Source organism: Streptomyces daghestanicus, assembly GCF_020521275.1.
Lineage (GTDB): Bacteria > Actinomycetota > Actinomycetes > Streptomycetales > Streptomycetaceae > Streptomyces > Streptomyces griseoviridis.
Genome location: NZ_BNDX01000007.1, coordinates 441,522 through 466,929 on the forward strand (window position 1 = coordinate 441,522; position 25,408 = coordinate 466,929).

24 protein-coding genes are annotated in these 25,408 nt (G+C 75.6%); 14 read left to right on the plus strand and 10 right to left on the minus strand.

The genetic code is table 11. The features are described 5' to 3' along the window. Nucleotides 1–143: 143 nt before the first annotated feature. From Sdagh_RS09285 to Sdagh_RS09295, 3 genes are read left to right on the plus strand one after another with little or no spacing between them, the layout of a single operon-like run. Nucleotides 144–836, plus strand: a complete 693-nt coding sequence (locus tag Sdagh_RS09285) for a nucleotidyltransferase domain-containing protein (protein ID WP_189424417.1) — start codon at nucleotides 144–146, stop codon at nucleotides 834–836. Further along, nucleotides 833–1,114 (plus strand): BON domain-containing protein, encoded by a 282-nt coding sequence (locus Sdagh_RS09290; protein ID WP_189424420.1) that lies wholly within the window; start codon nucleotides 833–835, stop codon nucleotides 1,112–1,114. Before Sdagh_RS09285 ends, Sdagh_RS09290 begins: the two co-directional genes overlap by 4 nt. After that, nucleotides 1,114–1,869 (plus strand): metallophosphoesterase family protein, encoded by a 756-nt coding sequence (locus Sdagh_RS09295; protein WP_189424422.1) that lies wholly within the window; start codon nucleotides 1,114–1,116, stop codon nucleotides 1,867–1,869. Before Sdagh_RS09290 ends, Sdagh_RS09295 begins: the two co-directional genes overlap by 1 nt. Here the strand turns inward: Sdagh_RS09295 and Sdagh_RS09300 are convergent. Together Sdagh_RS09300 and Sdagh_RS09305 are read right to left on the minus strand one after the other, a co-directional pair. Continuing rightward, on the minus strand, nucleotides 1,821–2,492 hold the full coding sequence (locus Sdagh_RS09300) for a GNAT family N-acetyltransferase (protein ID WP_189424424.1): 672 nt from the start codon (nucleotides 2,490–2,492) through the stop codon (nucleotides 1,821–1,823). The genes Sdagh_RS09295 and Sdagh_RS09300 overlap by 49 nt on opposite strands. Nucleotides 2,493–2,562: 70 nt before the next feature. Continuing rightward, on the minus strand, nucleotides 2,563–5,607 hold the full coding sequence (locus Sdagh_RS09305; protein ID WP_189424426.1) for a glycosyl hydrolase: 3,045 nt from the start codon (nucleotides 5,605–5,607) through the stop codon (nucleotides 2,563–2,565). Between the two features lie 225 nt (nucleotides 5,608–5,832). On the opposite strand from Sdagh_RS09305, the gene Sdagh_RS09310 reads away from it, so the two are divergent. Beyond that, a complete protein-coding gene (locus tag Sdagh_RS09310; RefSeq protein WP_189424428.1) occupies nucleotides 5,833–6,369 on the plus strand; it encodes a DoxX family protein in 537 nt (178 codons plus the stop codon). A 25-nt stretch (nucleotides 6,370–6,394) separates the two neighbouring features. Here Sdagh_RS09310 and Sdagh_RS09315 read toward each other — a convergent pair whose 3' ends face one another. The 3 genes from Sdagh_RS09315 to Sdagh_RS09325 form a co-directional block, all read right to left on the minus strand. Further along, nucleotides 6,395–7,756 carry an MGH1-like glycoside hydrolase domain-containing protein gene (locus Sdagh_RS09315; RefSeq protein ID WP_189424523.1) on the minus strand — a complete coding sequence of 454 codons (1,362 nt, stop codon included), beginning with the start codon at nucleotides 7,754–7,756 and terminating at the stop codon, nucleotides 6,395–6,397. A 217-nt stretch (nucleotides 7,757–7,973) separates the two neighbouring features. Continuing rightward, nucleotides 7,974–8,513: a glycosyltransferase family 9 protein gene (locus Sdagh_RS09320; protein WP_226534907.1), complete on the minus strand. Its 540-nt coding sequence runs from the start codon at nucleotides 8,511–8,513 to the stop codon at nucleotides 7,974–7,976. A 372-nt stretch (nucleotides 8,514–8,885) separates the two neighbouring features. Beyond that, on the minus strand, nucleotides 8,886–9,881 hold the full coding sequence (locus Sdagh_RS09325; RefSeq protein WP_189424430.1) for an NAD-dependent epimerase/dehydratase family protein: 996 nt from the start codon (nucleotides 9,879–9,881) through the stop codon (nucleotides 8,886–8,888). A gap of 85 nt (nucleotides 9,882–9,966) precedes the next feature. On the opposite strand from Sdagh_RS09325, the gene Sdagh_RS36930 reads away from it, so the two are divergent. After that, complete coding sequence (locus Sdagh_RS36930) at nucleotides 9,967–10,227, plus strand: hypothetical protein (protein ID WP_372478424.1); 261 nt, start codon at nucleotides 9,967–9,969, stop codon at nucleotides 10,225–10,227. 367 nt (nucleotides 10,228–10,594) lie between these two features. On the opposite strand, the gene Sdagh_RS09335 is transcribed toward Sdagh_RS36930, so the two are convergent. Beyond that, the gene (locus tag Sdagh_RS09335; RefSeq protein ID WP_189424432.1) at nucleotides 10,595–11,128 is read right to left on the minus strand and encodes a hypothetical protein; all 534 of its coding nucleotides are present in this window, start codon (nucleotides 11,126–11,128) and stop codon (nucleotides 10,595–10,597) included. Nucleotides 11,129–11,356: 228 nt separating this feature from the next. Here Sdagh_RS09335 and Sdagh_RS09340 point away from each other — a divergent pair, with 228 nt between their 5' ends. Then, on the plus strand, nucleotides 11,357–12,640 hold the full coding sequence (locus Sdagh_RS09340) for an SLC13 family permease (RefSeq protein ID WP_372478429.1): 1,284 nt from the start codon (nucleotides 11,357–11,359) through the stop codon (nucleotides 12,638–12,640). Between the two features lie 52 nt (nucleotides 12,641–12,692). On the opposite strand, the gene Sdagh_RS09345 is transcribed toward Sdagh_RS09340, so the two are convergent. After that, nucleotides 12,693–13,016, minus strand: coding sequence for a hypothetical protein (locus Sdagh_RS09345; protein ID WP_190078473.1), 324 nt, complete (start codon nucleotides 13,014–13,016; stop codon nucleotides 12,693–12,695). Nucleotides 13,017–13,109: 93 nt separating this feature from the next. On the opposite strand from Sdagh_RS09345, the gene Sdagh_RS09350 reads away from it, so the two are divergent. Continuing rightward, nucleotides 13,110–13,976, plus strand: a complete 867-nt coding sequence (locus Sdagh_RS09350) for a fructosamine kinase family protein (protein WP_189424436.1) — start codon at nucleotides 13,110–13,112, stop codon at nucleotides 13,974–13,976. A gap of 4 nt (nucleotides 13,977–13,980) precedes the next feature. Here the strand turns inward: Sdagh_RS09350 and Sdagh_RS09355 are convergent, their stop codons facing one another. After that, a complete protein-coding gene (locus tag Sdagh_RS09355; RefSeq protein ID WP_189424446.1) occupies nucleotides 13,981–15,639 on the minus strand; it encodes a catalase in 1,659 nt (552 codons plus the stop codon). Nucleotides 15,640–16,021: 382 nt separating this feature from the next. On the opposite strand from Sdagh_RS09355, the gene Sdagh_RS09360 reads away from it, so the two are divergent. Genes Sdagh_RS09360 through Sdagh_RS09370 form a run of 3 tightly spaced genes read left to right on the plus strand, consistent with a single transcriptional unit; the run spans nucleotide 16,022 to nucleotide 18,571 of the window. After that, complete coding sequence (locus Sdagh_RS09360) at nucleotides 16,022–16,687, plus strand: TetR/AcrR family transcriptional regulator (RefSeq protein WP_189424448.1); 666 nt, start codon at nucleotides 16,022–16,024, stop codon at nucleotides 16,685–16,687. Between the two features lie 7 nt (nucleotides 16,688–16,694). Further along, nucleotides 16,695–17,483 carry an SDR family NAD(P)-dependent oxidoreductase gene (locus Sdagh_RS09365; protein WP_189424450.1) on the plus strand — a complete coding sequence of 263 codons (789 nt, stop codon included), beginning with the start codon at nucleotides 16,695–16,697 and terminating at the stop codon, nucleotides 17,481–17,483. A 47-nt stretch (nucleotides 17,484–17,530) separates the two neighbouring features. Further along, complete coding sequence (locus Sdagh_RS09370; protein WP_189424452.1) at nucleotides 17,531–18,571, plus strand: NAD(P)-dependent alcohol dehydrogenase; 1,041 nt, start codon at nucleotides 17,531–17,533, stop codon at nucleotides 18,569–18,571. 119 nt (nucleotides 18,572–18,690) lie between these two features. On the opposite strand, the gene Sdagh_RS09375 is transcribed toward Sdagh_RS09370, so the two are convergent. After that, the gene (locus Sdagh_RS09375) at nucleotides 18,691–20,196 is read right to left on the minus strand and encodes a helix-turn-helix domain-containing protein (protein ID WP_189424454.1); all 1,506 of its coding nucleotides are present in this window, start codon (nucleotides 20,194–20,196) and stop codon (nucleotides 18,691–18,693) included. A gap of 92 nt (nucleotides 20,197–20,288) precedes the next feature. Between Sdagh_RS09375 and Sdagh_RS09380 the strand changes: the two genes are divergently transcribed. From Sdagh_RS09380 to Sdagh_RS09390, 3 genes are all read left to right on the plus strand, one after another. Next, entirely contained in the window at nucleotides 20,289–20,909 is a 621-nt protein-coding gene (locus Sdagh_RS09380; RefSeq protein ID WP_189424456.1) for an L-threonylcarbamoyladenylate synthase, read from the plus strand. A 132-nt stretch (nucleotides 20,910–21,041) separates the two neighbouring features. Beyond that, on the plus strand, nucleotides 21,042–21,809 hold the full coding sequence (locus Sdagh_RS09385) for a dienelactone hydrolase family protein (RefSeq protein WP_189424458.1): 768 nt from the start codon (nucleotides 21,042–21,044) through the stop codon (nucleotides 21,807–21,809). Nucleotides 21,810–21,930: 121 nt separating this feature from the next. Beyond that, nucleotides 21,931–23,436: a metallophosphoesterase family protein gene (locus tag Sdagh_RS09390; protein ID WP_189424461.1), complete on the plus strand. Its 1,506-nt coding sequence runs from the start codon at nucleotides 21,931–21,933 to the stop codon at nucleotides 23,434–23,436. A 9-nt stretch (nucleotides 23,437–23,445) separates the two neighbouring features. Here the strand turns inward: Sdagh_RS09390 and Sdagh_RS09395 are convergent, their stop codons facing one another. Continuing rightward, nucleotides 23,446–24,423, minus strand: coding sequence for a TauD/TfdA dioxygenase family protein (locus Sdagh_RS09395; protein WP_189424468.1), 978 nt, complete (start codon nucleotides 24,421–24,423; stop codon nucleotides 23,446–23,448). A gap of 133 nt (nucleotides 24,424–24,556) precedes the next feature. Between Sdagh_RS09395 and Sdagh_RS09400 the strand changes: the two genes are divergently transcribed. Next, complete coding sequence (locus tag Sdagh_RS09400) at nucleotides 24,557–25,387, plus strand: aldo/keto reductase (protein WP_189424470.1); 831 nt, start codon at nucleotides 24,557–24,559, stop codon at nucleotides 25,385–25,387. Nucleotides 25,388–25,408: the final 21 nt, after the last annotated feature.

Sequence of the window (25,408 nt, forward strand, 5' to 3'; positions counted from 1 at the left end):
ATGATGTCCGGGGCCCCTGCGGCCGGTCCGCGTACCGGCCCGTGTCGGCGCCGGTACGCCGGGTACCCGGAAAGGCACCTCGCGGCCTGGGGAACCGCTTCCCCGGTGGACCGCGAACGGCCCGGTCCGGAAAGGGGACAGCGATGACGCAGCCCGCCGACGATCACGCTCTCGATCAGCGCGCCGGCGTGTCCGAACTCCGAGTGGCGGGGCAGACCGTGCCCGGCCCGAGCGGCGGCGGGGTCCGGGAGGAGGACCTCCCCCTCGACCGCAACCAGGCGATCCTCCAGGCCGCGAAACAGGTCGGAGCCCTGCTGAAGAAGACCGGGCTGCCGTTCGCGCTGGCGGGAAGCGTCGCCGTCTACGCGCACGGCGGCACCCAGAACCTCCAGCACGACGTCGACTTCTGCATCCGCCCCGAGGACGCGGAGGCCGTCGCCGGGGCGCTGCGCGAGGCCGGGCTGGGCGTCTACACCCCGCCCGAGGACTGGCTGCTGAAGGCCGACTGCCTCGGCCAGCAGGTCGACCTGATCTTCGAGCTGGCGCACGAGCCCGTCACCTCCGGGTTGCTGGGCCGGGCCGAGGAGCGGTCGGTGGACTCGGTGCTGATGCCGGTGCTGTGCCCGACGGACCTGCTGCGGGGGCTGCTGGCGGCCTTCTCCGAGCACCACTGCGACTTCGGGGCCGTCCTGCCCATCGCCCGCACCCTGCGGGAGAAGGTCGACTGGGCCGGGCTCCGCCGCGACCTCGGTGCCGACCCCATGCCGGCCGCCTTCTTCTACGTGCTGGAGCGGCTGGAGATCATCCCCACGACAGGCGAGGAGGGACCGCGATGAGCGACTCCGCCGCACCCCGGGCCGGTGCCGGAACCGGTGAGAACGTCGAGTACCGCGTCGCCCATCTGCGCGACCGGCTGGCCGCCGAGGAACTGGGTGAGCTGGGGGTCCGCGCCGAGGTCCGGGCCGGGGCGGTCGCCGTCACCGGGACGGTGCCGTCCGCCCGGTGCCGCGACACCCTGCTGCGGGTCGTCGGCGAGGAACTGGCCGGGCTGACCGTGCACAGCGACATCGTGGTGGCCGAGACCGCCCGCCCCGACCGTGCCGAGGAGCTGTGATGATCCGTGTCGCCGCCGTCGGAGACATCCACATGGGACCGGAGAGCCAGGGCCTGCTGCGGCCCGCCTTCGAGACCCTGCCGGACTGTGCCGACCTGCTGCTGCTCGCCGGGGACCTGACCCGGCACGGCACACCCGAGGAGATGGACGTGGTGGCCCGCGAGGTACGGGACCTGCCGGTGCCGGTGGTGGCGGTGCTCGGCAACCACGACCACCACGACGGGCAGCCCGAGAAGGTGACCGGCATCCTCCGGGATGCGGGGGTGACGGTCCTGGAGGGCGAGGGCGCGGTGATCGACTGCGCGGGCACCCGGGTCGGGGTCGCCGGGACGAAGGGGTTCGGCGGGGGGTTCGTCGGGCGCAGCGCCGGGGAGTTCGGCGAGCCGGTGATGAAGGAGTTCGTCCGCACCACCCGGCGCAGCGCCGACGCGCTGTGCGCCGCGCTGAAGGACCTGGCCGGCCGGGACTGCGCGGCGCGGATCGCGCTGACCCACTTCTCCCCCGTCGCCGACACCCTGGCGGGCGAACCGCTGGAGATCTATCCGTTCCTGGGCAGCTATCTGCTGGCCGAGGCCATCGACACCGCCGGGGCCGATCTCGCGGTGCACGGGCACGCGCACGCCGGCTCGGAGCACGGCATGACGGCGGGCGGGGTGCGGGTGCGCAACGTCGCCCAGCCGGTGATCAGGCGGGCGTTCAACGTGTATCAGCTCGCGCTGGGCCGGTCCGGGTCCTCCTCGGTGGTGCGGGCGTAGGCGGTGGTCTCCGGGCCGAGCGACGGTACGTCGACCCGCCGGAAGCCAAGCCGGTCGTAGAAGGCCCTGGCGGCGGTGTTGGCCGTCCCGGTCAGCAGGTGGACGGAGGGCACCCCGCGCTCGCGCAGGGCGCGCAGGAAGGTGCGGGTCAGGGCGCGTCCGTGGCCGCGGCCCTGCCACCCGGGCAGCAGGTCGATGTGGAGGTGGGCCGGGTGGGCGGCCAGTTCGGGGACGATCATCCGCTCGGGGCGGTGCAGGAGGCGGGCGATCCGCTCGTCCCGGGTGCGGGGCTCGCCGGCCGGGTCCGGCCAGCGGGCGGCGACGCGGGGCAGCCAGTGGGCGCGGAAGGCGGCGGCGAAGCGCGCGGTGTCGGCGGTGCCGAGGATGTAGCCGACCGCCCGGCCCCGCCCGTCGTCCAGTACGAAGGCCAGGTCCGGCTCCAGATGGGCGTAGGGCGCGGCGAAGGTCGCGGTGAGGACGCCGGGGTCGGTGTAGTGGGGGCGGCTGTCGTGGCCGTCGTGCCCGGTGCGGACGCAGATCTCGTCCAGGGCCTCGGCGTCCTCGGGGCGGTACGGGCGGATGGTCGCGGTGGCGGGCTCGGGTGCGGTGTCGGGGGAGGTCACCGCTGTATCGTGCCCGGCCGGTGACGCCCCCTCAAGGACGCGTCCCGGCCGGGCTCGGGGCGGGCGCCGGTCAGCCCACGACGGTCTGGACGTACGGCACCAGGCGGACCGGGCCGACCAGGCCGTGGTCCTGCCGGGCGGTGCTGCCGAACACCTCCGGGCGGGCCACCCGCAGGCGGTTGACCAGCGGGGTGGCCACCTCGATCTCGATGACGTTGCGTCCCGGGGCGAGGTACGGGCCGATGTCGACGACGGGGTTGAGGCGGTCCACCGGCGGGGCCGGGGTGCCGTTGACGGTGACCCGGGCGGTGTCGCTGACCTGCCCCAGTTCGAGGCGGGCGCCGTGCGAGGCGTCCCAGCCGGCGGGCAGGGCGACCGTGGTGCGGTAGCGGCCGACGCCCGCGGAGTCGGCCAGCTGGGGGATCTGTGACCAGGGCAGCAGGGTGTCGAGGTCCACGGTGCGGCGGACCGTCTCGGTCCGGGTCGCGGAGGTGCCGGGGAGCCAGTCCTCCACCTCCAGCCGCCAGGAGGCGGGGGTGATCGGGCCGGGCACCTCCCGGACCTTCGTGGTGACCGGGCGGCCCCGGGAGAGCCGGGTGGTGAAGGTGCCGGCCCGGGTGGTGCGCACGGCGGGTCCCCGGTCGGTGAAGAGTGCCTCGTCCGCGTCGGTGGCGAGGACGTACGGGCGGTTTCCGTGGCGGTCGCCGAAGAGGCCGGGGCGGCCCAGGGCGACGATCATCGACTCGCCGGGCCGGAGCGTGACGCGGACGGTGAACGCGTCGCCGTCCTGGGTGTACCGGGCGAGCCGCACCGCCTCGCCGGTCCACGCGTCCAGCAGGTACGGCACGGCGGTGCCGCGTCCGGTGCGGCGCAGGGTCACGTCGTGGTCGATGGCGGCGACCGCCGGTTTGACGGTCTCGGCGTGCTTGCCGTTGACGAGGTAGTAGAAGTCGGCGTCGTCCGTGGCCCGGTGGGCGTTCAGCAGCGTGGAGGAGGCGGCGTGCCGGACGTCGGGGGTGACGCCGAGGCCGGCGAGGGCGTCCCCGACGGCCGTCTTGTCGGCGACGAGGGTGACGTGGGGCAGGGCGAGCAGCCGGGCGAGGACCGCGCGCAGCCGGTCGGTCTCGTCGTCGGCCGGGACGCCCGGGGTCAGTGCCTGGTCGAAGGCGCCGAGCAGCACGACGGGCAGCCCCCGCTCGGCGAGGGCGAGCAGTCTGCGGGCGTCGGCGAGGGCGAGGGTCGGGGTGGAGGAGTAGAAGAAGTCGCCCTCGACGAACAGGGCCTTGTACGCGGGACCCTCGGGAGCGAGCCGGCCGCCCCGGACGGTGGCGGAGGGCAGGTCGAGCAGGGGGCCGCTGAGGAACTGGTGGGTCCAGCCGAGGGGTACGCCGGTCGAGGTGAACCAGGAGGCGCCGATGCCGGTGGCGGTGTAGCCGGTCTGCCGGAACACCGCGACGTCGGCGCGGGCGGTGCCGGCCTGGAGGACGCGGTGGACCCGGCCCAGGTAGCCGGCGACGTCCGGCAGATGGCCCCAGGTGGGCTGGCGCGGTCCCCAGGACTCGCCGTAGCCGGGGGCGCCGTTGTACGGGCTGAACGCGGCGAAGCCGGGCCAGGCGGCGCCCGGGACGGTGGCGTAGGAGAAGCCGTGGACGACGGTCTGGTTGACGCCGGCCGCGTAGGCGCCGCCCATGGTGCGCAGGAAGCGGTCCCAGGTGGTGCTGTACGCCGACCCGTTGTAGGCGCCCGCCTCGCAGGACAGGACGGTGTGCCCCGCCATGTCGCGGCCGCCGGCCAGGCAGCGGTAGTCGTCGAGGTTCTTGAAGCCCAGGGACTCCCCCTCGGCGACGTCGAGGATCGCGGCGGTGGCGATGGCGTCGGTCTGCAGGCCGTAGGGCTGGGCCCGCAGTTCCATGCCGAGGGAGTGTGCCCAGTCCCGCAGGGCGGTGACGTGGTGGCGGTTGAACAGGTGGGAGACGGTCTCCCAGAAGTCGTGGCGGATCTGCCGGGTCTCCTGCGCCCCGAAGGCGAAGACCTGGTTGCTGTTGTCGAGGATCAGCGCGGGCAGGTACGGCAGCAGGGGGCGGCCGTGGTCCCGCGCGAACGCCTCGGGCAGCTTCGGCGTCCAGACCAGGCCGTCGGTCTCCAGTTCGACGGAGTCCTCGAAGAAGGCGCCGCCCGACGCCTTCAGCAGCTTCCGGATCGCCGGGGTCAGCAGGTTCCGTTCCCAGTACTCGGTGACGGCGGCCGTGCCGGCGGGGCTGAAGTGGTCGACGACGTACGCGGCGGGCGCGGAGTGCGGGCCGGACTCGGGCTGCTGGGCGGAGCCGCGCCGCCAGTAGGAGATCAGCACCCAGTCGCCGTCGCCGGGGGCGGTCCAGGTCAGCGCTCCGCCGGTGACCATGGCGGTGAGGTCCTGGACGGTGGCGAGGTCGAGGCCGGTCTCCTTGCGGGTGGAGTTGGCCGGGTCGACGCGGGCGGCCTGGACGGCCAGCAGGGTCTGCCGGGTGACGCCGGCGGCGGGCGCGTGCACGGGTGCCGGGACGGGGCCCTGGTAGGTGGTGCCGGCGGCGACGGAGACGCGGCCGTGGGCGAGTTCCTGGACGGCCGCCTCGTCGTCGGGGGTGACGCCGGGGACGGCGGTGGGCCAGCTCGGGCCGAGGGTGAGGTCGACGGTGAGGCCGCGTCTGACCGCGCGGCGCAGGGCCGCCTCGACGCCGTCCCGCCAGGACCGGCTGCCCCAGCCGCGGTGGGCGGTGTCCAGCACCGACTTGTCGGAGAGGCTGTGGTGGACGGCGGCGATCTCGACGCCGCCGAAGCCCGCGTCCGCGATCTGGTCGATCTCCCGGGCGATCTCGTCGGGGTCCACCAGGCCGTCCGGCCACCACCAGCGGAACCTGGGGCGCACCGAGCGCGGCGGTTCGGCGAACCAGGCGGCACCGGGGGCGGCGCCGGCGGTCGCGGCGGCGGTGTCCAGTGAGGCGGCGCCGGCGGCGGGCAGCGCGGACGCGGTGGGTGCTCCGGTGGCGGCGACGGCCGCCGCGACGCCCGTACCGAGGCCGGCGGCGAGGATGCGGCGGCGCGGCATCGCCGGGCGCGGCGGGGTGTGTTCGTGCATGGGTGTGCGTCCCTCGGCTCATCGGGAAGAAGGGCGAGTGAAGTGGGGGGAGGGGGATGAATCGTTTCAATCGCCTACCAGTGCCGGAACGCTAAGTGGCCCGTCCTGGCCGGGTCAAGATCCGTGCGCGAGGTTCTTGGTCCGCCCGGCGCCGGGTGCCGATTGGCGAGGAGCGGGCGGGGAACCCGGCGGGGGCTGTACGGCACCCCACTTCTGGAGCACACGATGAGTCTTCTGCGCCTGGCCGGCCGGCCGATGCTGGCCTCCATGTTCGTCACCGGCGGTCTGCACGCGGTCCGCAGTCCCCAGGACGCGGCCCCGACCGCCGAAGCCGTGGTGCGGCCCGTGGCCGACCGGGTGAACGCGCTGCCGGACGACACCGAGCAGCTCGTGCGGATCAACGGGGCGGTGCAGGTGGCGGGCGGTGTGCTGCTCGGGCTGGGGCGCTGTCCCCGGCTGGCGGCGCTGGCCCTTGCCGCGACGCTGGTGCCGACGACGCTGGCGGCGCACCGCTTCTGGGAGGAGCAGGACCCGGCCGCCCGCGCCCGGCAGCGCATCCACTTCTTCAAGAACCTGTCCATGCTGGGCGGCCTGCTGGTCGCGGCCGACGACACCGGCGGCGCCCCCTCGGTGGTGTGGCGCGGCCGGCACGCGGCGCGGGGCCTGCGGCACGACGCCCGTCTGGTGCGCCGTTCGGTCAAGGTGGCGGCGGGTCCGGCGGGCGCCGCGGGCGGGGTGCTGGGCAAGGTCTCGCGGCACTGACGCACGTTCCGGGCGGCGGGCGGCTTCAGGGCCGCGGAACCTCCGCGGGCGCGTGGAGCAGGTCGAGGGCGAGGGCGGCGGTCCAGGAGAAGTGCCGGGCGCCGCGCGCCGCGCCGGTGACGGGATCGACGTACTCGGCGAAACGGGACCGGCGGGCCTCGGCGAGGAAGCCGTGCCGCAGCCGGTCGGCGTCCGGGCGGAAGCCGTGGGCGCGCAGGCCCCGGTGGATCAGCCAGGCCGTGTTGAACCAGGCCGGGCCGCGCCAGTAGCGCTGCGGGTCGAAGGCCGAGCCGGTCAGGTCGTAGCTGGGGACCAGGCGGGTGGCGGGGGCGGCGAAGGCCGGTCCGGCGAGGGTGCGGCGCAGGGCGTGTGCCACGCCGGGCGGCAGGTGCGGCACGAGGAGCGGGACGAGGCCGGTGACCGCCCGTTCGCCGACCAGCGTGTCGGGGCCGAGGTCGCGGACCCGGAAGAGACCGGCCTCGGCGTCCCACAGCCGGGTGAGCAGGGCCCGGGTGAGGGCGGCGGCGCGCGCGGTGTGCGGGGCGGCGTCGCGGCCGAGGGCGCGGGCGGCCGCGGCGAGCGCGTGCTCGCCGGCGATGAGCAGGGCGTTGAAGCAAGGGTCCTCGACGGCGAAGGCGGGCCGGGCGGCCCGGTCGTCGTAGCCGGCGTCGCGGTAGTCGCCCGCGAGGCGGACGTAACGGCCGTAGTCCAGGTCGGTGGGCCGGTCGTGGGGGTGGCCGTGGTCCAGGTCGGCGCGGCGGAAGGTGTCCGGCGGGGCGGCGGTGACGCGGGCGAGGGCCCGGTCCCAGCAGGGGCTGTTGTCGGTGCCGGGCTCCCACGGGTGGACGGCCGCCGCCAGTCCCCCGCCGCCGAGGTCACGGCGGTTCAGGAGGTAGTCGTGCCAGGCGGTGAGCCGCGGGTAGGCGCGGTCGAGGAAGCCGGTGCGGCGGGACAGCTCCGGGTCGGCCCCGTGGACCAGCCAGGCGGCCAGGGCGTGCACCGGCGGCTGGACGATGCCCGAGGTCTCCGGTGCGGTGGGGGCGCCGGCCGCACGGCCGGCCCGGGAGGAGCGCCAGAAGTCGGGACTGGGGAAGTAGGCGTCCGCAGGGACCGCCGGGTTGAACACGATGTGCGGGAGGCGGCCGTCGGCCCACTGGGCGGCGAACAGGGATTCCAGTTCGCGCTGGGCGCGGTGGGCCGAGAGGTGACGCAGGCCGATGGCGACGAAGGCCGAGTCCCAGCTCCACTGGTGGGGGTAGAGCGTGCGGGAGGGCACGGTGGAGGCACCGGTCCAGTTGGCGGCGAGGACCCGAGCGGCGGCGCGGCGCAGGTCCGGGGCCGGAGCGGGGGCATCGGGCGACCCGGTCCGCGCCGGGCGGGACGGCACGCGCCGGTCGGTCTCGGCCCGGCGGCTGGTGTGAACGACGCGTTCCACGGATGACTCCGGAAGGTTACGGGCTGCGGTTGCGTCGACGATATCCCCAACTTATGTCGTGTCAACACGCAGAACTGGCGGCGTGATGACTGGCGGATGCGCGTAAGTCCGGGCGGTGGGGCGATGTTTCGGCCGGCGGACAGGGCAAGGCGCGGTGGCCCGGGGCGCTTCAGCGGTCCGCCGTCAGGGCGTTCGCGGCCTCGCGGACGACGGACTCGGGGCCGGGGCGGTTCCGCTCCGGGCCGACCGCCGGTGTCCCGACCGCGGCGGCCAGGTGGGCCGGGCCCGCGGAGGCGGTGACGAGGAGGTCGGCGGAGTTCAGCCCACCGGCGAGGGCGCGCGGGCCGCTACGGCCGCCGAGGTCGACGGCCGCGTCGCCGGTGGCCGCGCGGGTCAGGGCGGCCTCGTCCGGTCCACCGGTGACGACGACCCGGTGGCCGGCGTCGCAGAGCCGGGTGACGAGCCCGGCGCCGTACGCGGCGTCCCGGGCGCGGCCCGGGTCGCCCGCTCCGGGACGGACGACCACGTACGGGCCGTTCCCGGTGAGGGAGGCGGTGTCAGGGACCGGGTGGACCCGGAGCCGGCCGTCGTCCCCGGGCCGCAGTCCGAAGCCCAGCGCGGCGGCGGCGTGCGGCGCGGCGCGGGCGGGGGCGGGGATGGCGCGCGGGTCCGTGCCGGGGGCGGGGTCCGCACCGTGAGCGGTGTCCACGCCCGGAGCGGGGCGCGCGCCCGCGCCGGGACGGGCGCCGGCGGCGTGGCGTGTCCGTGCCGTGTGCAGCAGGCGCGCGGCCGGCCAGGGAGTGGGGCAGGCCGGGGACGAGGGCGATGTCGTACGCCTCCCGCCGCAGGTGCCGCAGCAGGCCGGACGTGTCGGGGCCGGCGGGGTCCGGCGGGGGCGCGGTGGGTCCCGGGGGCGGGGCCCAGAGGAGGACGTCGCCGACCTGGGGCAGCAGGCGCGCGGCGTGGGCCCCGCCGGGCGCGCACAGCAGGGTGACCCGCCCGGCGCGGGTGGCCACCGCCCGTACGGCCGGGCCGGCCGGCAGGACGTCCCCGAAACCGCCGGGGTGGACGGCGAGCGCCTTCATGCCCAGCCCCCCTCGTCGGCGCGGACCACCGTGGCCGGCACCGGACCGGGGCGTTCGGTGAGCGCGGCGACGGTGCGCGCGAGGCCCTCCTGCCAGGTCACGCCGGGCATCCAGCCGAAGATCTCCTGGGCGAAGCCGGTGGCGGGGCGGGGCCCCGCGGGGTCGCCCGGTGGCCGTCCGGTGCAGGTCACCGGCGCGTCGGAGCCGGTCAGCTCGATCACCCGGCGGGCGATCTCCGCTTCCGTCGGCGTCTCGTCCCCGCCGAGGTCGACCGGCCGTACCGACCGGCCGGCCGCGACCAGCAGCACCCCGTCGACCAGGTCGTCGACGTAGCACAGGGAGTGCCGGCGTCCGCCGTCCCCGGCGAGGGTGACCGGGCGGCCCGCGAGCGCCTGGGCGAGGAAGGCGCCCGGCACCGTGCCGTCGTCCGTCCGCATCCGGGGGCCGCAGGCCGTGAACAGCCGCACGATCCCGGCGTGCGCACCGGGATCGCCGGCCCGCGCGGCCACCAGGGCCTCGGAGAACCGGAGGGCCTCGGCGTACGCCCCGTGCGCGTCGAAGGGGTCGTCCGCGTCCGGCGGCGGCGCGGAGGCGAGCAGGAACCGGGCGCCGTCCCGGCCCGCGATGTCCAGGGCGGCCCGGGTTCCGGTGCTCGCGGCGTCCAGGAGGGCCGGGGGGCGGTCCCACCCGGCGCCGGGGCGGGCGGGTCCGGCCAGGTGCAGCACCAGGTCGTAGGGGCCGTCGAGGAGGCCGGGCAGGCCGGGGCCGGCGACGTCCCGTTCCAGGAAGCGGAAGCCGTGGCGGCCCGCGAGGTGGGCCACGTTCCCGGCGCGGCCGGTCGAGAGGTCGTCGAGGCAGTCGACTTCGACGCCCGCATCCAGCAGCCGGGTGCACAGGTGGGAGCCGACGAACCCCGCTCCCCCGGTCACCAGGGCACGGTCCCAGGGGGCCCGTGCCCCGGTCTTCATGGCGAACGCCGCCATCGGCATCATGAGGACGACCTTCCTTCCTCCGCGCGACGCTGACGACCGCGCCCCGAGTGCCCCGCCGAGTCGCCTTCATACTCCGACGTCCCCTGTGCCCCGTACGCCCCTGCCGCGCCCGGCTCTGTGGCGGACCCCGGTGCGGCTGGTGGGCGCGCCGGCCGCGGCCGGCGGGCTGCTCCAGGTGCCGGCCGGGATGCCGCCCTCGATGACCGTCCTGCTGGTGGCGGTGCCGCCGACGGCGGTGGCGGAGTCCGTCTCCGACACGGCCGGCGCGGCGGTCCTCCAGACCGATCCGCCCGCCCGCCTGCGGGGCCGGGTGCCCGGGGTGTGGGGCAGCGTCGGCGCGGTGTAGCGCCTCGGCGGGCGCCCGCCGTCGGTCTGCTGACGGCGCCGGCGGGGGCGCGCGGCGCCCTGGTCGCGGGCGGGTTGCCCGTCGTCGGCACCAGCGGCGCGTGCCCCCTGCTGCGCGGACGCCGCGTCACCGTCCCGCTGACCTTACGCACGGAGGAGGCCGAGGTCCCGGGCCGCTCGGCACCGACCCCGGCGGCCTGACCCCACGCGGGGGCTCGCCGGGCGGACGCTCGGGCAGCCCCTGCCGGACCCCGGCCGGACGGGTCGGCCCCGGACCACCGGGGCCGTCCGGTCGAGGTGGCACAGCGAGCCCCCGGCACCGCCGTCCCGCCGGCCCGGCACCGCACCCGGTCACACGGCCGGAGCGCTCAGGCGGCCAGGGCCGGCCCCCTGGTCAGGCGGGTCAGCAGCCCGGTGCGGTGGAGGGCCGCCACGGGGGCGAGGAGGTCGGGGTGGCGCAGGAGGACCGCCGCGCGGCGGTCCCCGGCGTCGGGGGCGAGCAGCCGCCGGTACGCGGTGGGTGCGAGGCCGGTGACCGCCCCCGCGGCCCGGCCGAGCGCGGCGACGGCCCGGTCCGCCAGGCCCGGGTCGCCCAGCAGGCAGGCGGCCCAGCTCGCCACGGTCTCGTCGACCCAGCTGCGCCAGGGCTGCTCCGCCAGGGCCTCGGCCGTCGCGTCGTCGGCGCCCGCAAGCCGGTCCAGCCGGGCGGAGCCGCCGGGACCGGCCACGCCGGCCAGCGCGGCGTCCATCGCCGTCGGATAGCGCAGCCGGGCCGCGACCGTGACGGCCTGGCGGGCCTGCGCCTCGCAGAGCGCGGCGGCGTGGGCGCCGCCGGAGGCCGGGTAGGCGCGGGTGAGCCACTGGGCGGTGGCGGCGATGACCGGGGTGAGTTCTGCGTGCACTGCCGGGCCGTCCGTACGGGTCTGCGGGGAGGTGGGGACGCCGGTCACGGTAGCCCGCGGTGACCGGCGCGGACCAGGGTCCGGGTCTCCCCCGGGGCGTGGGCTCGGCCACATCCGCGCAGGCCACGGGAGGGACGGGCGCCCGGTGTGCCCCGTACCGGATGCGATCCTGGGCGTGCGCGGCGCCGCTTCCCGGCCGGCGCCGCCGCCGTTCCCGTACCGAAGCCGATCCAGGAGAACCCGCTGAACACCGCCGTCGTCTCCGAGGCCGTCCCGGTCGTCCTGCTGCTGGGCGTGCTGGTCTTCGCCGTCGTACGTCCCCGGGGGCTGCCGGAGGCGGCGGCCGCCGTGCCCGCCGCCGCGCTCGCCGTGGCGCTGGGCACGGTCTCGCCGGACGCGGCGTGGGAGCAGGTCCGCAGTCTGCTGCCGGTCGTCGGCTTCCTCGCGCTGATCCTGGTGCTGGCCCACCTCTGCGCCCGCGACGGCCTGTTCGATGCGGCCGGCGCGCTGGTGGCCCGCCGGTACGGGAGCAGCCCGCGGCGGCTGCTCGGGGGTGTGTTCCTGCTGGCCTGCGCGGTCACCGCCGTCCTCAGTCTGGACGCCACGGTGGTCCTGCTCACCCCCGTGGTCCTGGCCACCGCGGCGCGGGCCGGCGCGGTCGCCCGCCCGCACCTGTACGCCACGGCCCACCTGGCCAATTCGGCGTCCCTGCTGCTGCCGGTCTCCAACCTCACCAATCTGCTGGCGTTCACCGCGAGCGGGCTGACCTTCACCCGGTTCGCCGTGCTGATGGCGTTGCCCTGGCTGGTGTCGATCGCCGTCGAGTACGCCGTCTTCCGGCGCTTCTTCCGTGCCGACCTGGCCGCCCCGGCCGCGCCGGAGGCCGTGCCCGAGGCGGTGGCGGGGCCGGCGGTGCCCCGTTTCACCCTGGTCGTGCTCGGGCTGACGCTGGCCGGGTTCGCGGTGACCTCGCCGTTCGGGATCGAGCCGGCGTGGGCCGCGCTGGGCGGCGTGCTGGTGCTGGGGGGCCGGGCGCTGCTGCGGCGCCGGGCCGGGGTACGGGAACTGGTCGGCGCCGCGTCCCCGCTGTTCTGCCTGTTCGTGCTCGCCCTCGGCGTGGTGGTGCAGGCCGTGGTGGCCGGCGGGCTCGCCGACGGGCTGGCCCGGGTGCTGCCCTCGGGCGACTCCCTGCCGGCGCTGCTCGGGGTGGCGGCGGTGGCCGCCGTCCTGGCCAACCTGATCAACAACCTGCCGGCCGTGCTGGCCCTGCTGCCGCTGGCCGCGCCGGCCGGGCCGGGCCCCGTCCTCGCGGTGCTGATCGGCGTGAACCTGGGCCCCAACCTGACCTACGTGGGGTCGCTGGCCACCCTGCTGTGGCGGCGCATCCTGCGGGACCGGGGCATCGCCGTGGACCTCGGCCGTTTCACCCGGCTCGGGCTGATCGCCGTACCGGCGACGCTGGTGGCCGCCACGGTGGCGCTGTGGGCGTCGCTGCGGGTGGCCGGCGTCTGAGCCGGGACGGCCGGGGGCGCGGGGCGCCCGCGCCGTCCCGGGAGGTCCGCCGTCACCAGGGCGTGCTCGGCAGGGTGGGCCGGCGGACGGCCTCGGCGGCGTCCCGCAGGTGCAGGGCGACGGTGATCAGGGCGCGCAGGGCGGACGGGCGGAGGTGCTGGGCGCTCTCGGCGGCCAGCACGAGCAGGCAGCCGGCCGCCTGCTCGACCACGGAGACGGGGATCTCGAAGTCGTCGCCGTCGGCGCCGCGGAAGGCGCGCCACGGGGCGGCGGCCCCGTCGATGGCCCGCCGTACCGCGTGTTCGAGGTGCTGCGCGGCCTGCTCGCACACGGGCGGCGGCAGGATGATCGTGCGGGGGAACGCTGAACTGGTCATGGTCCCACTGGTCCCCCGCCGCCGGTCCGTTCGATCGGCGGGCCCGGCGGTTTTCACCGGGTCGGCGGGACGGCCCCTCGTAGGGTGGGCGGCATGGACGCGACGGACGGCGACACTCCCGGTGGCGTGGCGGCCCGGCTGACCGGGCGGGCGGTGACTGCTGAGCGCCGCCGGTCCGTGGCGCTCACCGAGGTCGCCCTCGACGACGGCCGGACGGTGATGGTCAAGCGCGACGACGAGGGCGCGGTACGGGCGGAGGCGGCCGGGCTGCGCTGGCTGGCGCGGGCGGGGGCCGTCGCGGTCCCCGCCGTGCGCGGCGCGGACCGGCACTGGCTGGTCACCGACCTGGTGGCGGAGGGCCGGCCGGACGCGCGGGCGGCGGAGCGGTTCGGCCGGGAGCTGGCGGCGCTGCACGCCGCGGGCGCCCCGGCGTTCGGCGCCGCGCCGCCGGACGGGCCGGTGGAGGCGTTCATCGGGCGGGCGCCGATGCGCAATGTGCCCGGTACCGACTGGCCGGGCTGGTACGCCGAGCACCGGGTGCTGCCGTATCTGCGCCGGGCGGTCGACGCCGGCACGGTGCGTCCGGCGGAGGCGGCCGACGTCGAACGGGTCTGCGCGCGCCTGCCCGGACTGGCCGGGCCGCCCGAGCCGCCGGCCCGGCTCCACGGCGACCTGTGGAACGGCAATGTGCTGTGGGGCGCCGACGGCGCGGTCCGGCTGATCGACCCGGCCGCGCACGGCGGGCACCGCGAGACCGATCTGGCGATGCTCCGCCTCTTCGGCTGCCCGCACCTGGAGACGGTCCTCGCCGCCTACGACCGGGCCGCGCCGCTCGCGGCGGGCTGGCGCGAACGCGTCGGCGTGCACCAGCTGTTCCCGCTGCTGGTGCACGCCGTGCTGTTCGGCCGGAGCTACGCCGAGCAGGCCGTCGCGGTCGCCCGCGAGGCTCTCGCCGCCTGAGCGCTCAGCGCGTGACGACGTGCCGTTCGTTCGGCACGCAGTGGGTCATGGTGAGGCCCTCGACGTCGCGCGGCGGGTTCTTGCCCAGGTTGGACAGCCGCTTGCGGTCCTCGTCGGTGAGGTCCTGGCTGGCCAGCGGCTCCAGGCCGGCCACGTCCTCCGGCGAGATGCCGAGGCCCTCGCCGACCCGCAGCCCGAGGTCGTTCTCGACCAGCAGGAAGTGCCACACCATCCGCTCCTGCACCGGACGGTCGCACTCGGAGAGCAGGTCGACGAAGTTCTTCACCAGGTCGTCCCGCTCCCACTGCTCCATCAGGCAGTAGCGCTGGCCCGCCTGGAGGTAGTCGTTGGTGCGCGGGATGCGCTTGCGGGTGACCCGGCCCCGGATCTCCGGGCCCTGCTCGTCGTGGGTCGGGTACTCGGCCTCGCGCAGGCTGCCGTCGGTGATCGACGGCTCGTAGTTCACCGACGGGTTCTGGCCGCCGTCGGTGTAGTACGTCATCTGGCCGTCGCGCTGGTTGGTGTGCACGGTGGCGTTCTTGGCCTGGTTGACCGGCAGCTGGAGGTAGTTCGGGCCGACCCGGTAGCGCTGGGTGTCGCTGTACGAGAAGGTCCGGCCGACCAGCATCTTGTCGTCGGAGAAGTCCAGCCCGTCGACGAGGACGCCGGTGCCGAAGGAGATCTGCTCGTTCTCCGCGAAGAAGTTCTCCGGCATCCGGTTCAGCACGATCCTGCCGACCGGCTTGGGCGGGAACTCCTGCTCGGGCCAGGTCTTGGTGTCGTCCAGCGGGTCGAAGTCCAGCTCCGGGTGGTCGTGGTCGTCCATCATCTGGACTAGCAGCTCCCACTCGGGGTAGTCACCGCGGGCCACGGCCTCGTAGAGGTCCTTGGTGGCGTGGCCGGTCGACTCCGCCTGGACGTTGGCGGCGTCCTCCTCGGTCATGCTGCGCACGCCCTGTTTGGGCATCCAGTGGTACTTGACCAGCTTGGTCTCGCCCTGGGCGTTCACCCACTTGTAGGTGTTGACGCCGAAGCCCTGCTGGTGGCGGTAGTCGGCGGGGATGCCCCGCGGGCTGAACAGGTTGACCAGCATGTGCATGCACTCCGGCGTCTGCGACATGAAGTCGAAGATGCGCCGGGGCTGCTGCTCGAAGGTGACCGGGTCGGGCTTCAGGGCGTGGATGACGTCCGGGAACTTGATGGCGTCCCGGATGAAGAAGACACCCAGGTTGTTGCCGACCAGGTCCCAGTTGCCGTCCTCGGTGTAGAACTTCACGGCGAAGCCGCGCGGGTCGCGGGCCGCCTCGGAGGAGTCCCGGCCGCCGATGACGGTGGAGAAGCGCAGGGCGATGTCGGTGCGCTTGCCGCGCTCCTGGAACAGCTTGGCCCGGGTGTACCGGTCGATCGGCTCGTCGCCCCAGGCGCCGTACGCCTCGAAGTAGCCGTACGCGGTGACGCCGCGGGCGTGCACGACACGCTCGGGGATGCGCTCCCGGTCGAAGTGGCTGATCTTCTCCAGGAACTGGTAGTTCTCCAGCGTGGCGGGCCCGCGGGCGCCGACCGTGCGCTGGTTCTGGTTGTCGTAGACCGGGTGTCCCTGCCGGTTGGTGAGCACCTTCCGGTCGTCGCCGGGAGCGGGACCCTGGCTCGATACGTCGGTCATTCCTCTTCGGCTCCTTCGACTCGTGGCCGCCGCGGCCGTGCGCGTGACGAGGCGGCGGCCGTCGGCCGGTCGCGTGGGCGTCCCGGGTACCCGGCCGCGCGGGATCAGTCACTCCCGACACTCGCACGGCACCGGGTCCCCCGCGACCGGCCGGTCCGGGCCGGACGGCGCGGCGGCGGCGGTGTCCGTCCCCGCCGCCGTACGCCCGGCCCCTTCCTGTCGTTCGTGCGCTCGTGAGCCGATCGGGTACCCGGTTCCGGAGCCGTACACGGCAGCGGAACCGGCCGGTTCACCGAGTCCCCGCGCCCCCAGTCCCAGTGGGCCGGATGTCCCATCGAGACATATGTCCCACTGGGACATCGACGGGTGTACCGTGGACGGCATGAAGGCAGCGAAGCCCGCGGACTCCCCCGAGGACCGGCGCCGCCGCAAGGCGCGGCGGACCCGGGACGCGCTCGCCGACGCCGCCTGCGACCTGATCCTGAGCCAGGGGACGGCGGCGACGACCGTGGAGGCCATCGCGGAGCGCGCGGACGTCACCCGCCGCACCTTCAGCCGGCACTTCGCCGGCAAGGAGGACGCCGCCCTCGACTTCGTCCGCCGCGACGGCGACCGGATCAACGCGCTGCTGCGGGCCCGCCCGGCCCACGAGCCCCCGCTGACCGCGTACCGCAGGGCGGTGCGCGCGTGGCTGACCGATCCGGACGACCCGCCGTGGCAGCTGCGCCCGCGGATGCGCCGGCTGCTCGCGCTGATCGACAGCGAGCCCGCCCTCTTCGGCGCCTACCAGCGCATCCGGGTCGACGCCCAGGAGGAGTCGATCCGCATCATCGCCGCACGGCTCGGCACGGACGGGGCCCTCGACGTGCGCCCCGCCGCCGTCGTCGACGCCGCCGCCGGAGTCCTGGTCGCCGCCCTGCGCGTCTGGGCCCGGCAGGGCGACCGGAACCCGGGAGCCGCAGACCTCGCCGCCCTCGTGGAGCGGGCCTACGACGCCCTGACCTCGGAGGCCGCGGCCGCGGTCGCCGACAGCACCACGGAAGAGTGAGAGCACCATGAGCACTTCGGACACCACCCCCGTCACCGACCACGCGTCCGAGTTCGCCGGCCGCGCCGCCCTGGTCACCGGCGCCGCCTCCGGCATCGGCCTGGCCACCGCCCGCCGCCTCGGCCGGGGCGGCGCGAAGGTCGTCATCGCCGACTACAACACCGAGGGGGCCGAGCAGGCCGCCGCCGCCCTGGAGGCGGAAGGCATCGAGGCCGCCGCCGTGCGGCTGGACGTGACCAGCCCCGAGTCCGTCGAGGCCGCCGTCGCGTTCACCGTCGCCACCTTCGGCTCCCTCGGCCTCGCGGTGAACAACGCCGGCATCGGCGGCCCCAGCGCCCCCACCGGCGAGTACGACATCGACGCCTACAGCCGCGTCGTCCGCACCAACCTGGACGGCGTCTTCTACTCGATGCGCTACGAGCTGCCGGTCATCGAGGCCGCGGGCAAGGGCGGCGCCATCGTCAACGTCGCCTCCATCCTCGGCAAGGTCGGCTTCGCCGGCAGCGCCGCCTACGTCGCCGCCAAGCACGGCGTGGTCGGGCTGACCGAGACCGCCGCCGCCGAGTACTCCGCCAAGGGCATCCGGATCAACGCGGTCGGCCCCGGCTTCATCGAGACGCCCCTGCTGAAGTCCATGGACCAGGACGCCTACGACGGCCTGGTCGCCCTGCACCCGGCCGGACGCCTCGGCACCTCCGAGGAGGTCGCCGAGCTGATCGCCTTCCTGCTGTCGGACCGCGCCTCCTTCATCGCCGGCAGCTACCACCTGGTCGACGGCGCCTACACCGCCGTCTGACCTCACCCACCCGCAGGGGGGAGAGAACCGAACGAAGGAGTTCGACCATGAAGGCTCTGCAGTACCGCACCATCGGGTCACCCCCCGAGGTGGTCACGGTCCCCGACCCGGAACCCGGGCCCGGACAGGTGCTGTTGAAGGTCACCGCCGCCGGCGTGTGCCACTCCGACATCGCCGTGATGGAGTGGCCCGCCGAGGGCTTCCCGTACGAGCTTCCGCTCACCCTCGGCCACGAGGGCGTCGGCACCGTCGCCGCGCTGGGCGACGGCGTGACCGGACTCGCGGAAGGCGACGCGGTCGCCGTCTACGGCCCCTGGGGCTGCGGGACCTGCGCCAAGTGCGCGGAGGGCAAGGAGAACTACTGCCTGCGCGCCGACGAGCTGGGCATTCACCCGCCGGGGCTCGGCCGTCCCGGCTCGATGGCGGAGTACCTGCTCATCGACGACCCCCGGCACCTGGTCCCGCTGGACGGCCTGGACCCGGTCGCGGCCGTGCCGCTGACCGACGCCGGTCTGACGCCGTACCACGCCATCAAGAAGTCCCTGCCGAAGCTGGGCCCGGGTTCTACCGCGGTGGTCATCGGCACCGGTGGTCTCGGCCACGTCGCCATCCAGCTGCTGCGCGCCCTGACCTCCGCCCGGGTGATCGCCCTCGACGTCAGCGAGGACAAGCTGCGCCTCGCCCGGGAGGTCGGCGCCCACGAGACGGTGCTGTCCGACGCCGGCGCCGTCGAGGCGGTCCGGGAGATCACCGGACCGATCGGCGCGCAGGCCGTGTTCGACTTCGTCGGCGTGGCCCCCACCGTCAAGACCGCGGCGGGCGTCGCCGGTGTCGAGGCCGACGTCACGCTGGTCGGCATCGGCGGCGCGCCGCTCCCGGTCGGCTTCGGCCTCACCCCGTTCGAGGTGTCGGTCTCGGCGCCGTACTGGGGCAGCCGCAGCGAGCTGATGGAGGTGCTGGCACTGGCCCGCGCCGGGGCCGTGTCGGTGCACACCGAGACGTACTCCCTGGACGACGCCCCGCTCGCCTACCAGCGGCTGCACGACGGCAAGGTCAACGGCCGCGCGGTGATCCTGCCGAACGGCTGACACGCCGGCGGGGGCGCGACCGGTCCCCCGTTCCGGTCGAGCCCCCGCGGTGCTGAAACCTAGGGGCACGGCTCACCCGCTGGGAAGCGCGCCGGTGCCCGCTGTCCCGCCGTCCGGACTCACCTGTGCATGGTCGCGTCCGGATCGGGCGGGTTCGTCCCGGGCAGCGCGGGGTGGGCGAGGTCGCCGGCGGCGAGATGGGCGAGGACGACCTCGTACAGATCGCCGCCGCCGGCCAGCAGACCCCGTTCGAGGACCGGCTCCGCGCCGCGCAGGTGCTCCCGCACGGTCTGCGGGTGCAGGCCCAGCGCCAGGGCGGTCCGCTCGGCGTTGCCGCCGGCGGCGATCCAGGTGCGCAGGGTGCGACGCAGGTTCCGCGGGTCCGGATCGAGGCGGGCCAGCAGACCGCCGGCCCAGGCCCGCAGCGCGGGCCCGGTGAGCAGGTCGGTGAGCCGGGGCTGCTCCGGCCGCCCGGTCTCCCGTGCGGCGGAGTGCGGGGCGCCGGCCTCGGCGTTCAGGGCGAGGTGGGCGGTGGCCCGGACGGTCAGGTCGGTGAAGTCGGCGCCAAGCAGCGCCGCGACCCGGTCCATCCGGGCGCGGACGGTGTTGCGGCTGACGCCCAGGATCTTCGCCGCGTCCACCGCGGTGAACTCCAGGCCGAGACGGGCGGTGGCGAGCAGCTCGGCCCGGGTGTGGTGCGCCAGCCCGTCGAGCGGGCGCAGGACCCGGGCCGTCCAGGCGCGCAGCTCCGCCGGGTCCATCAGCCGTTCGGGACGGGTCCGCTCGGCGTACACGGCCGTCCGGCCGGGGCGGACCCGGGCCACGGCCAGGGCGCTGACGGCCTGCCCGTAGGCGGTGGCCGTGCGCACCAGGCTCTGCCGGACGCTGCCGCCGAGCAGGGCCCCGGGATGCCGGGCGATCACCGCTCGCAGTTCCTCCCCGGTGTCGTCGCGCGGCGCCACCACGATCACATGGCCGTCCCGGGCCGGGCAGCGCACGACGAGGGCCTGTTCCCGGGTCGCCTCCCGGCAGTCCCGGGCCAGCCGGTCGCGCCGGTCCGGGTCGGTCTCCACGACGTGGACGACGGCCGTGTCGGTGTCGAGCAGTCCCGGCCAGAACCCGGCGGCGACCCGGCGGGCGGAGACGGTCTCCTCGACCATCAGCAGTTGCAGGATCGCCAGCCGCAGATCGGCGGTGGCCCGCTCCAGCCGGTACCCGGCCTCGGCCGAGGCGCGGGCGGTCAGCAGCAGCGCGAGCGCCTGCGCGGTCCGCGCGACGACGGTGGAGGCCGCCGGGCCGAAGGGGGCCGCACGCCGCACCGCGAGCACCGCGGCCGGTTCCGCGCCGCCCCGGTCCACCCGGACCAGGCGCAGGTGGTGCCCGGCGTCCTCGCAGGCGGCGGAGGCGATCCGGCCCGCGGCGAGGTCCCGCAGCAGCGCCGCGTCCAGCTCCGCCGGGGTGCCGGCCAGCAGCCGTCCGGTGCCCTCGCGCAGTGACACGTCCGCGCGCAGGGTGCCGGCGAGCCACTCCACCACGCCGGGCACGCCGTCCCCGGTCGGTCTGAGCCGGCCGAGCAGTTCCTCCGCCCACCGCTCCCGCTCCCCGTGGTCCTCCCGGCCCGCCACGTCGTCCCACTCCTTCCGTCCAGGATCGTTCCGTCTCCCGCCCCATCATCCCGGTCGCGCCTGCCGGGCGGGCCGGGGCTTAAGCTCGGCGGATGGCGAAGTACTTCGACGTGCACCCCGACAACCCCCAGCCCCGCGGCATCGCCCAGATCGCGGAGAGCGTCCGCGCGGGCGCGCTGATCGCGTATCCGACGGACTCCTGCTACGCGCTGGGCTGCCGGCTGGGCAGCCGGGACGGCATCGACCGCATCCGGTCCATCCGCCGGCTGGACGACCGGCACCACTTCACGCTGGTGTGCCAGGACTTCGCGCAGCTCGGGCGGTTCGTACGGCTGGACAACGACGTGTTCCGGGCACTGAAGGCGTCCACGCCGGGCAGTTACACCTTCATCCTGCCCGCGACGCGCGAGGTGCCGCGGGTGCTCCAGCACCCGAAGAAGAAGACGGTCGGTGTGCGCATCCCCGACCATGTCGTCACCCAGGCGCTCCTCGCGGAACTGGGCGAGCCGCTGCTCTCCAGCACCCTGCTGCTGCCCGACGAGGAGGAGCCGCTGACGCAGGGCTGGGAGATCAAGGACCGGCTCGACCACGTGGTGGACGCGGTGGTCGACTCCGGGGAGTGCGGCACCGAGCCGACCACGGTCGTCGACTTCTCCGGTGGCGAGCCGGAGATCGTCCGGGTCGGCGCGGGCGATCCGGCCCGGTTCGAGTGAGCGGGTAAAAGGCGGGTCACGGGCGAGGGGGCGGTCGGCGGGGGCGGCGGCGGGCCGTGCCACGATGAGGCGGGTCCGCCCGTGCCCCGAGCGGGCCCGTGCCGACGTCATCACAGGAAGGCAGGCCGGCTCATGACCGCCGTACAGGGAACCGCTGTCGACATCCCCACCGAGGACGGCACCGCCGACGCGTATCTGACGCGTCCCGACGACGGGCGGGCGCATCCCGCGGTGCTGCTCTGCATGGACGCCTTCGGGCTCCGGCCGCAGTTGCGGTCGATGGCGGACCGGCTGGCGGGGGCCGGGTACACCGTGCTGGTGCCCAACGTCTTCTACCGGCACGGGCGGGCGCCGGTCGTGGAGCTGCCGGAGTTCATCGACCCACAGGCCCGGCCGGAGATCTTCCAGCAGCTCGGGCCGGTCATGCGGTCCCTCACGCCGGAGCTCGCGATGCGGGACGCGCGGGCGTACCTCGACTGGCTGGCCGCCCGCCCGGAGGCGGCGGACGGGCCGGTCGCGCTGACCGGTTACTGCATGGGCGCCCGGCTCGCGCTGTACACGGCCGGCACCTACCCGGACCGGGTGGCGGCGGTGGCCGGCTTCCACGGCGGCGGCCTGGCGACCGAGGACGCGGACAGCCCGCACCGGCTGGCCGGCCGGATCACCGCCGAGGTGTACTTCGCCCACGCCGACCAGGACCACTCCATGCCGCCGGAAGCGCAGGAGCGGCTGGAGGCGGCACTGACCGAGGCCGGGGTACGGCACCGCTGCGAGGTCTACGCCGGCGCGGCGCACGGGTACACGCAGGCCGACACGGCCTCGTACGACGAGGCCGCGACCGAGCGGCACTGGGCGGAGCTGTTCGACCTGCTGAAGCGGACGTTCCAGGCGCGGGACTGAGGCAGGCGTCCCGGGAGGGGGCGCACAGACCGCCGCCGGGACGAACCCGGTCCGGCCGCACCGCCGTTGGTCCCGCGCACCCGCCAAGGCCCGGTCCGCGGCGCGTTGTTACGGTGCCGGGATGTCTGACTCCTCACGTGACACCGCCGAGGGCGCCGGCTGGGGTGCCGCGGAACGCGGCGCGTACCGGCAGCTCGTGCCGGAACGGGCCGAGAAGCTGTCCTGGCTGGACCCGCGGACCCTGTGGGCCGCCCGCAACGGCGTGCTGGCCTCCTGGTTCGGGGACCCCACGGGCCGTACCCGGGCGCGGTGGGTGGCGCAGCGGGCGGCGGCCGGGGCACCCGCCGACAAGGTGATCCGCCGGGACGACCCCGACCGGTTCTCCTTCCTGGTCATCGGGGACACCGGGGAGGGCGGCGATCCGCAGTACGCCGTCGTTCCGGGCCTGCTGCGGGCCGGCGCCGGCACCCGGTTCGCCGTGCTGGCCAGTGACGTGATCTACCCGGTGGGCAGCGCCGACGACTACGCCGCCAAGTTCTTCCGCCCCTACCAGGACTATCCGGCGCCGATCTACGCGATACCGGGGAACCACGACTGGTACGAGGACCTCGGCGGTTTCATGCGGGTCTTCTGCGACGACGCCCCGCCGCTGCCGCCGGAGCCGGCGCCCCGGCCGGCGGGCCGGGCCTGGCTGCGTGCCCTGCTGTGGCACCGGCCCCGCCCGGACGACGGCCGGCGCCTGGCCGAGGCGCGCGCCCTGCGTGCCGCGCCCGGCCAGCGGGCCGTGCAGCCGGGGCCGTACTGGGCGATCGACGCGGGGCCGGTGCGGATCGTCGGGATAGACACCGGGCTGCTGGGCACTCTCGACGCCGAGCAGGGGGCGTGGCTGCGGGAGGTGTCCCGGGGGCCCCGGCCGAAGATCCTGGTCACCGGCTCGCCGCTGTACGTGGACGGCGAGCACCACCCGTGCGTGATCGAGGGCGGCGGCACCGTGGACGACGTCGTCCGCGATCCGGACCACCACTACGTCGCGGCGATCGGCGGGGACATCCACAACTACCAGCGCTATCCGGTCGACGTGGGCGGCCGGACGATCCAGTACGTGGTCGCGGGCGGCGGCGGGGCGTTCACGCACGCCACCCACACCATCCCGCGGGTCGCGGTCGGCGGCGTCACCGAGCGGGACTTCCGCTGCTATCCGCTGCGCGGTGACTCGCTCGCCTTCTACAGCACGCTGTACGGCCGCCGGCTGCGGCTGCGCCGCTTCTTCACCCTCACCGAGGCCGAGGCGGCGGCCGTGGTCGCCGAGCGGCTCGGGATCGGGCCGACCCGGGCCCGGCCGGGCGAGGCGGTCCGGGTCACCCGGCGGGTGCGGCTGGTGGCGGGGCTGCTGGGCACCGGTCGCCGGCCCGGGAAGAGGAAGCGGTTCCGGCTGCCGGTGCGGAAGATCTACACGCAGGTGTTCTCGCCGGGGTCGGCGACGTACAGCCCGCCGTTCTTCAAGTGCTTCCTGCGGCTGGACGTCACCCCGGAGGCGGTGCGTCTGCGCTGCTTCGCCGCCACCGGCAACCGGGCGCAGGAGACCGACCCGCCCGTCGAGGACGAGGTGACGTTCCCGCTGCGGTGAGGCCGGGCGTCACCAGCGGCCGGGGGCGCTCCCGGTGAGCGGCTCGGAGGGGCGGCCGTCGACGCCGACCGGGACGTCACCGGCGAGCATCACCCGGTGCATGATCCTCGGGTGGTCCAGGTGCGTGTTGTCACCGGGCGCGAGGTGGATGGTGGCCCGGTTGTCCCAGAAGGCGACGCTGCCCGGCTCCCAGCGGAAGCGGACGGTGTACTCGGGCCGGGTCGCCTGCTCCAGGAGCACCTGCAGGATGCCCGCGCTCTCGGGGCGGGACAGGCCGGTGATCTGCTCGACGTAGTAGCCGTTGACGTAGAGGACGCGCTCCCCCGTCTCCGGGTGGACGCGGACCAGGGGGTGGACGGTGGCGATCTGGTGGTCGAGGAGGCGGCGGACGTAGGCGTCGTCGCCGGGGCGGGGCTGGTAGCCGACGCCGAGCCGGTGTTCGGCGCGCAGGCCGTCGGCGAACGCCCGCAGCGGCGCGGAGAGTCCGGCGTAGGCGGCGGCCAGGTTGGACCAGGTGGTGTCGCCGCCGTAGGGCGGTACGGTCTCGGCGCGCAGGATGGTCGCGGCCGGCGGGTCGACGCGGGCGCCGTGGTCGCAGTGCCAGCCGCGCAGCAGGGTGTGGCGGCGGCGCGCGAGCCACTCGTCGTGCTCCATCCCGAACCGTCCGCCCAGTTCCAGCCGGTCGGCGGTGGTCTCCACCTCGGGGACGTCCGGCGGCGACGCCTTGCCGCGCCGGGGCAGGACGACCGGTTCGCCGAACCGGCGGGCGAGGGCCACGTGCCCGGCGTGGTCCAGCCGCTGGCCGCGGAAGAACACCACCTTCCAGCGCAGCACGGCCGCGCGGATGGCGGCGACCTGCGCGTCGTCGAGGTCCGCCGCGAGGTCGACGCCGGTGATGTCGGCGCCGATGTGTCCCGCGGCGGGCCGCACCTCGATGCCCGTACCCCGCCCTGCCGTCCGCTCCGCCGCGGCCTCGTCCGTCGTCATGCCAAAGATCGTGACAGCCCGCGCGCGGTATGGCGAGAGCGCCTCGGGGCGCGACGCCGGGTTGATCATCGCGGTGCCGTCCCGGACGCTGGAGGAGTACCCGTATCCGTACGCAGTCGAGAGAGGTCCTCCCGTGAGCAGCATTCCGGCACATCCGCTCAACGACGGCACCGCCTTCCCCGCCCTGGGGCTGGGCACCTGGCCGATGGACGACGCCGAGGCGCGGCGGGCGGTGGCCGAGGCGCTCGGCGCGGGCTACCGCCTGGTCGACACGGCGGCCAACTACCGCAACGAGACCGGCGTCGGCCTGGGGCTCACCGACTCGGGCGTGCCCCGCGAGGAGATCGTCCTCACCACCAAGCTGCCCGGCCGGCACCACGGCTACGAGGAGACCCTCGCCTCCTTCGAGCAGTCCCGCGCCCGGCTCGGCGTGGACTACGTCGACCTGTACCTGATCCACTGGCCGCTGCCCCGCGCCGACCGGTACGTCGACTCCTGGAAGGCCATGATCAAGCTGCGCGAGGAGGGCCTGGTCCGGTCGATCGGCGTCTCGAACTTCACCGCGGAGCACATCGAGCGCCTGGAGAAGGAGACCGGGGTGCTGCCCTCCGTCAACCAGATCGAGCTGCACCCGCTGTTCCCCCAGGAGGAGCTGCGCGCCTTCCACGAGCGCAAGGGCGTCCGCACCGAGAGCTGGAGCCCGCTGGGCCGGGGCAGCGACCTGCTGGCCGACCCGGCGATCGCGGCCGTGGCCGACGCGCACGGGGTGACGCCGGGTCAGGCGGTGCTGCGCTGGCACGTGCAGCTCGGCGCGGTGCCGGTGCCGAAGTCGGCGGACCCGGTGCGGCAGCGGCAGAACCTGGACGTCTTCGGTTTCGAGCTGGACGCGGAGCAGATGCGGGCGATCGCGGACCGGCCGCACCGCAGGCTCGGCGGCGACCCCGAGGTGCACGAGGAGTTCTGAGCGGGGGCCGGGCGCGTGCGG

Excerpts from the sequence above, each read along its gene's own strand:
- Sdagh_RS09285 (WP_189424417.1), top strand. The coding sequence starts at position 144 with ATGACGCAGCCCGCCGACGATCACGCTCTCGATCAGCGCGCCGGCGTG.
- Sdagh_RS09290 (WP_189424420.1), top strand. The coding sequence starts at position 833 with ATGAGCGACTCCGCCGCACCCCGGGCCGGTGCCGGAACCGGTGAGAAC.
- Sdagh_RS09295 (WP_189424422.1), top strand. The coding sequence starts at position 1,114 with ATGATCCGTGTCGCCGCCGTCGGAGACATCCACATGGGACCGGAGAGC.
- Sdagh_RS09305 (WP_189424426.1), bottom strand. The coding sequence starts at position 5,607 with ATGCACGAACACACCCCGCCGCGCCCGGCGATGCCGCGCCGCCGCATC.
- Sdagh_RS09310 (WP_189424428.1), top strand. The coding sequence starts at position 5,833 with ATGAGTCTTCTGCGCCTGGCCGGCCGGCCGATGCTGGCCTCCATGTTC.
- Sdagh_RS09325 (WP_189424430.1), bottom strand. The coding sequence starts at position 9,881 with ATGATGCCGATGGCGGCGTTCGCCATGAAGACCGGGGCACGGGCCCCC.
- Sdagh_RS09345 (WP_190078473.1), bottom strand. The coding sequence starts at position 13,016 with ATGACCAGTTCAGCGTTCCCCCGCACGATCATCCTGCCGCCGCCCGTG.
- Sdagh_RS09350 (WP_189424436.1), top strand. The coding sequence starts at position 13,110 with ATGGACGCGACGGACGGCGACACTCCCGGTGGCGTGGCGGCCCGGCTG.
- Sdagh_RS09355 (WP_189424446.1), bottom strand. The coding sequence starts at position 15,639 with ATGACCGACGTATCGAGCCAGGGTCCCGCTCCCGGCGACGACCGGAAG.
- Sdagh_RS09360 (WP_189424448.1), top strand. The coding sequence starts at position 16,022 with ATGAAGGCAGCGAAGCCCGCGGACTCCCCCGAGGACCGGCGCCGCCGC.
- Sdagh_RS09365 (WP_189424450.1), top strand. The coding sequence starts at position 16,695 with ATGAGCACTTCGGACACCACCCCCGTCACCGACCACGCGTCCGAGTTC.
- Sdagh_RS09370 (WP_189424452.1), top strand. The coding sequence starts at position 17,531 with ATGAAGGCTCTGCAGTACCGCACCATCGGGTCACCCCCCGAGGTGGTC.
- Sdagh_RS09380 (WP_189424456.1), top strand. The coding sequence starts at position 20,289 with ATGGCGAAGTACTTCGACGTGCACCCCGACAACCCCCAGCCCCGCGGC.
- Sdagh_RS09385 (WP_189424458.1), top strand. The coding sequence starts at position 21,042 with ATGACCGCCGTACAGGGAACCGCTGTCGACATCCCCACCGAGGACGGC.
- Sdagh_RS09390 (WP_189424461.1), top strand. The coding sequence starts at position 21,931 with ATGTCTGACTCCTCACGTGACACCGCCGAGGGCGCCGGCTGGGGTGCC.
- Sdagh_RS09395 (WP_189424468.1), bottom strand. The coding sequence starts at position 24,423 with ATGACGACGGACGAGGCCGCGGCGGAGCGGACGGCAGGGCGGGGTACG.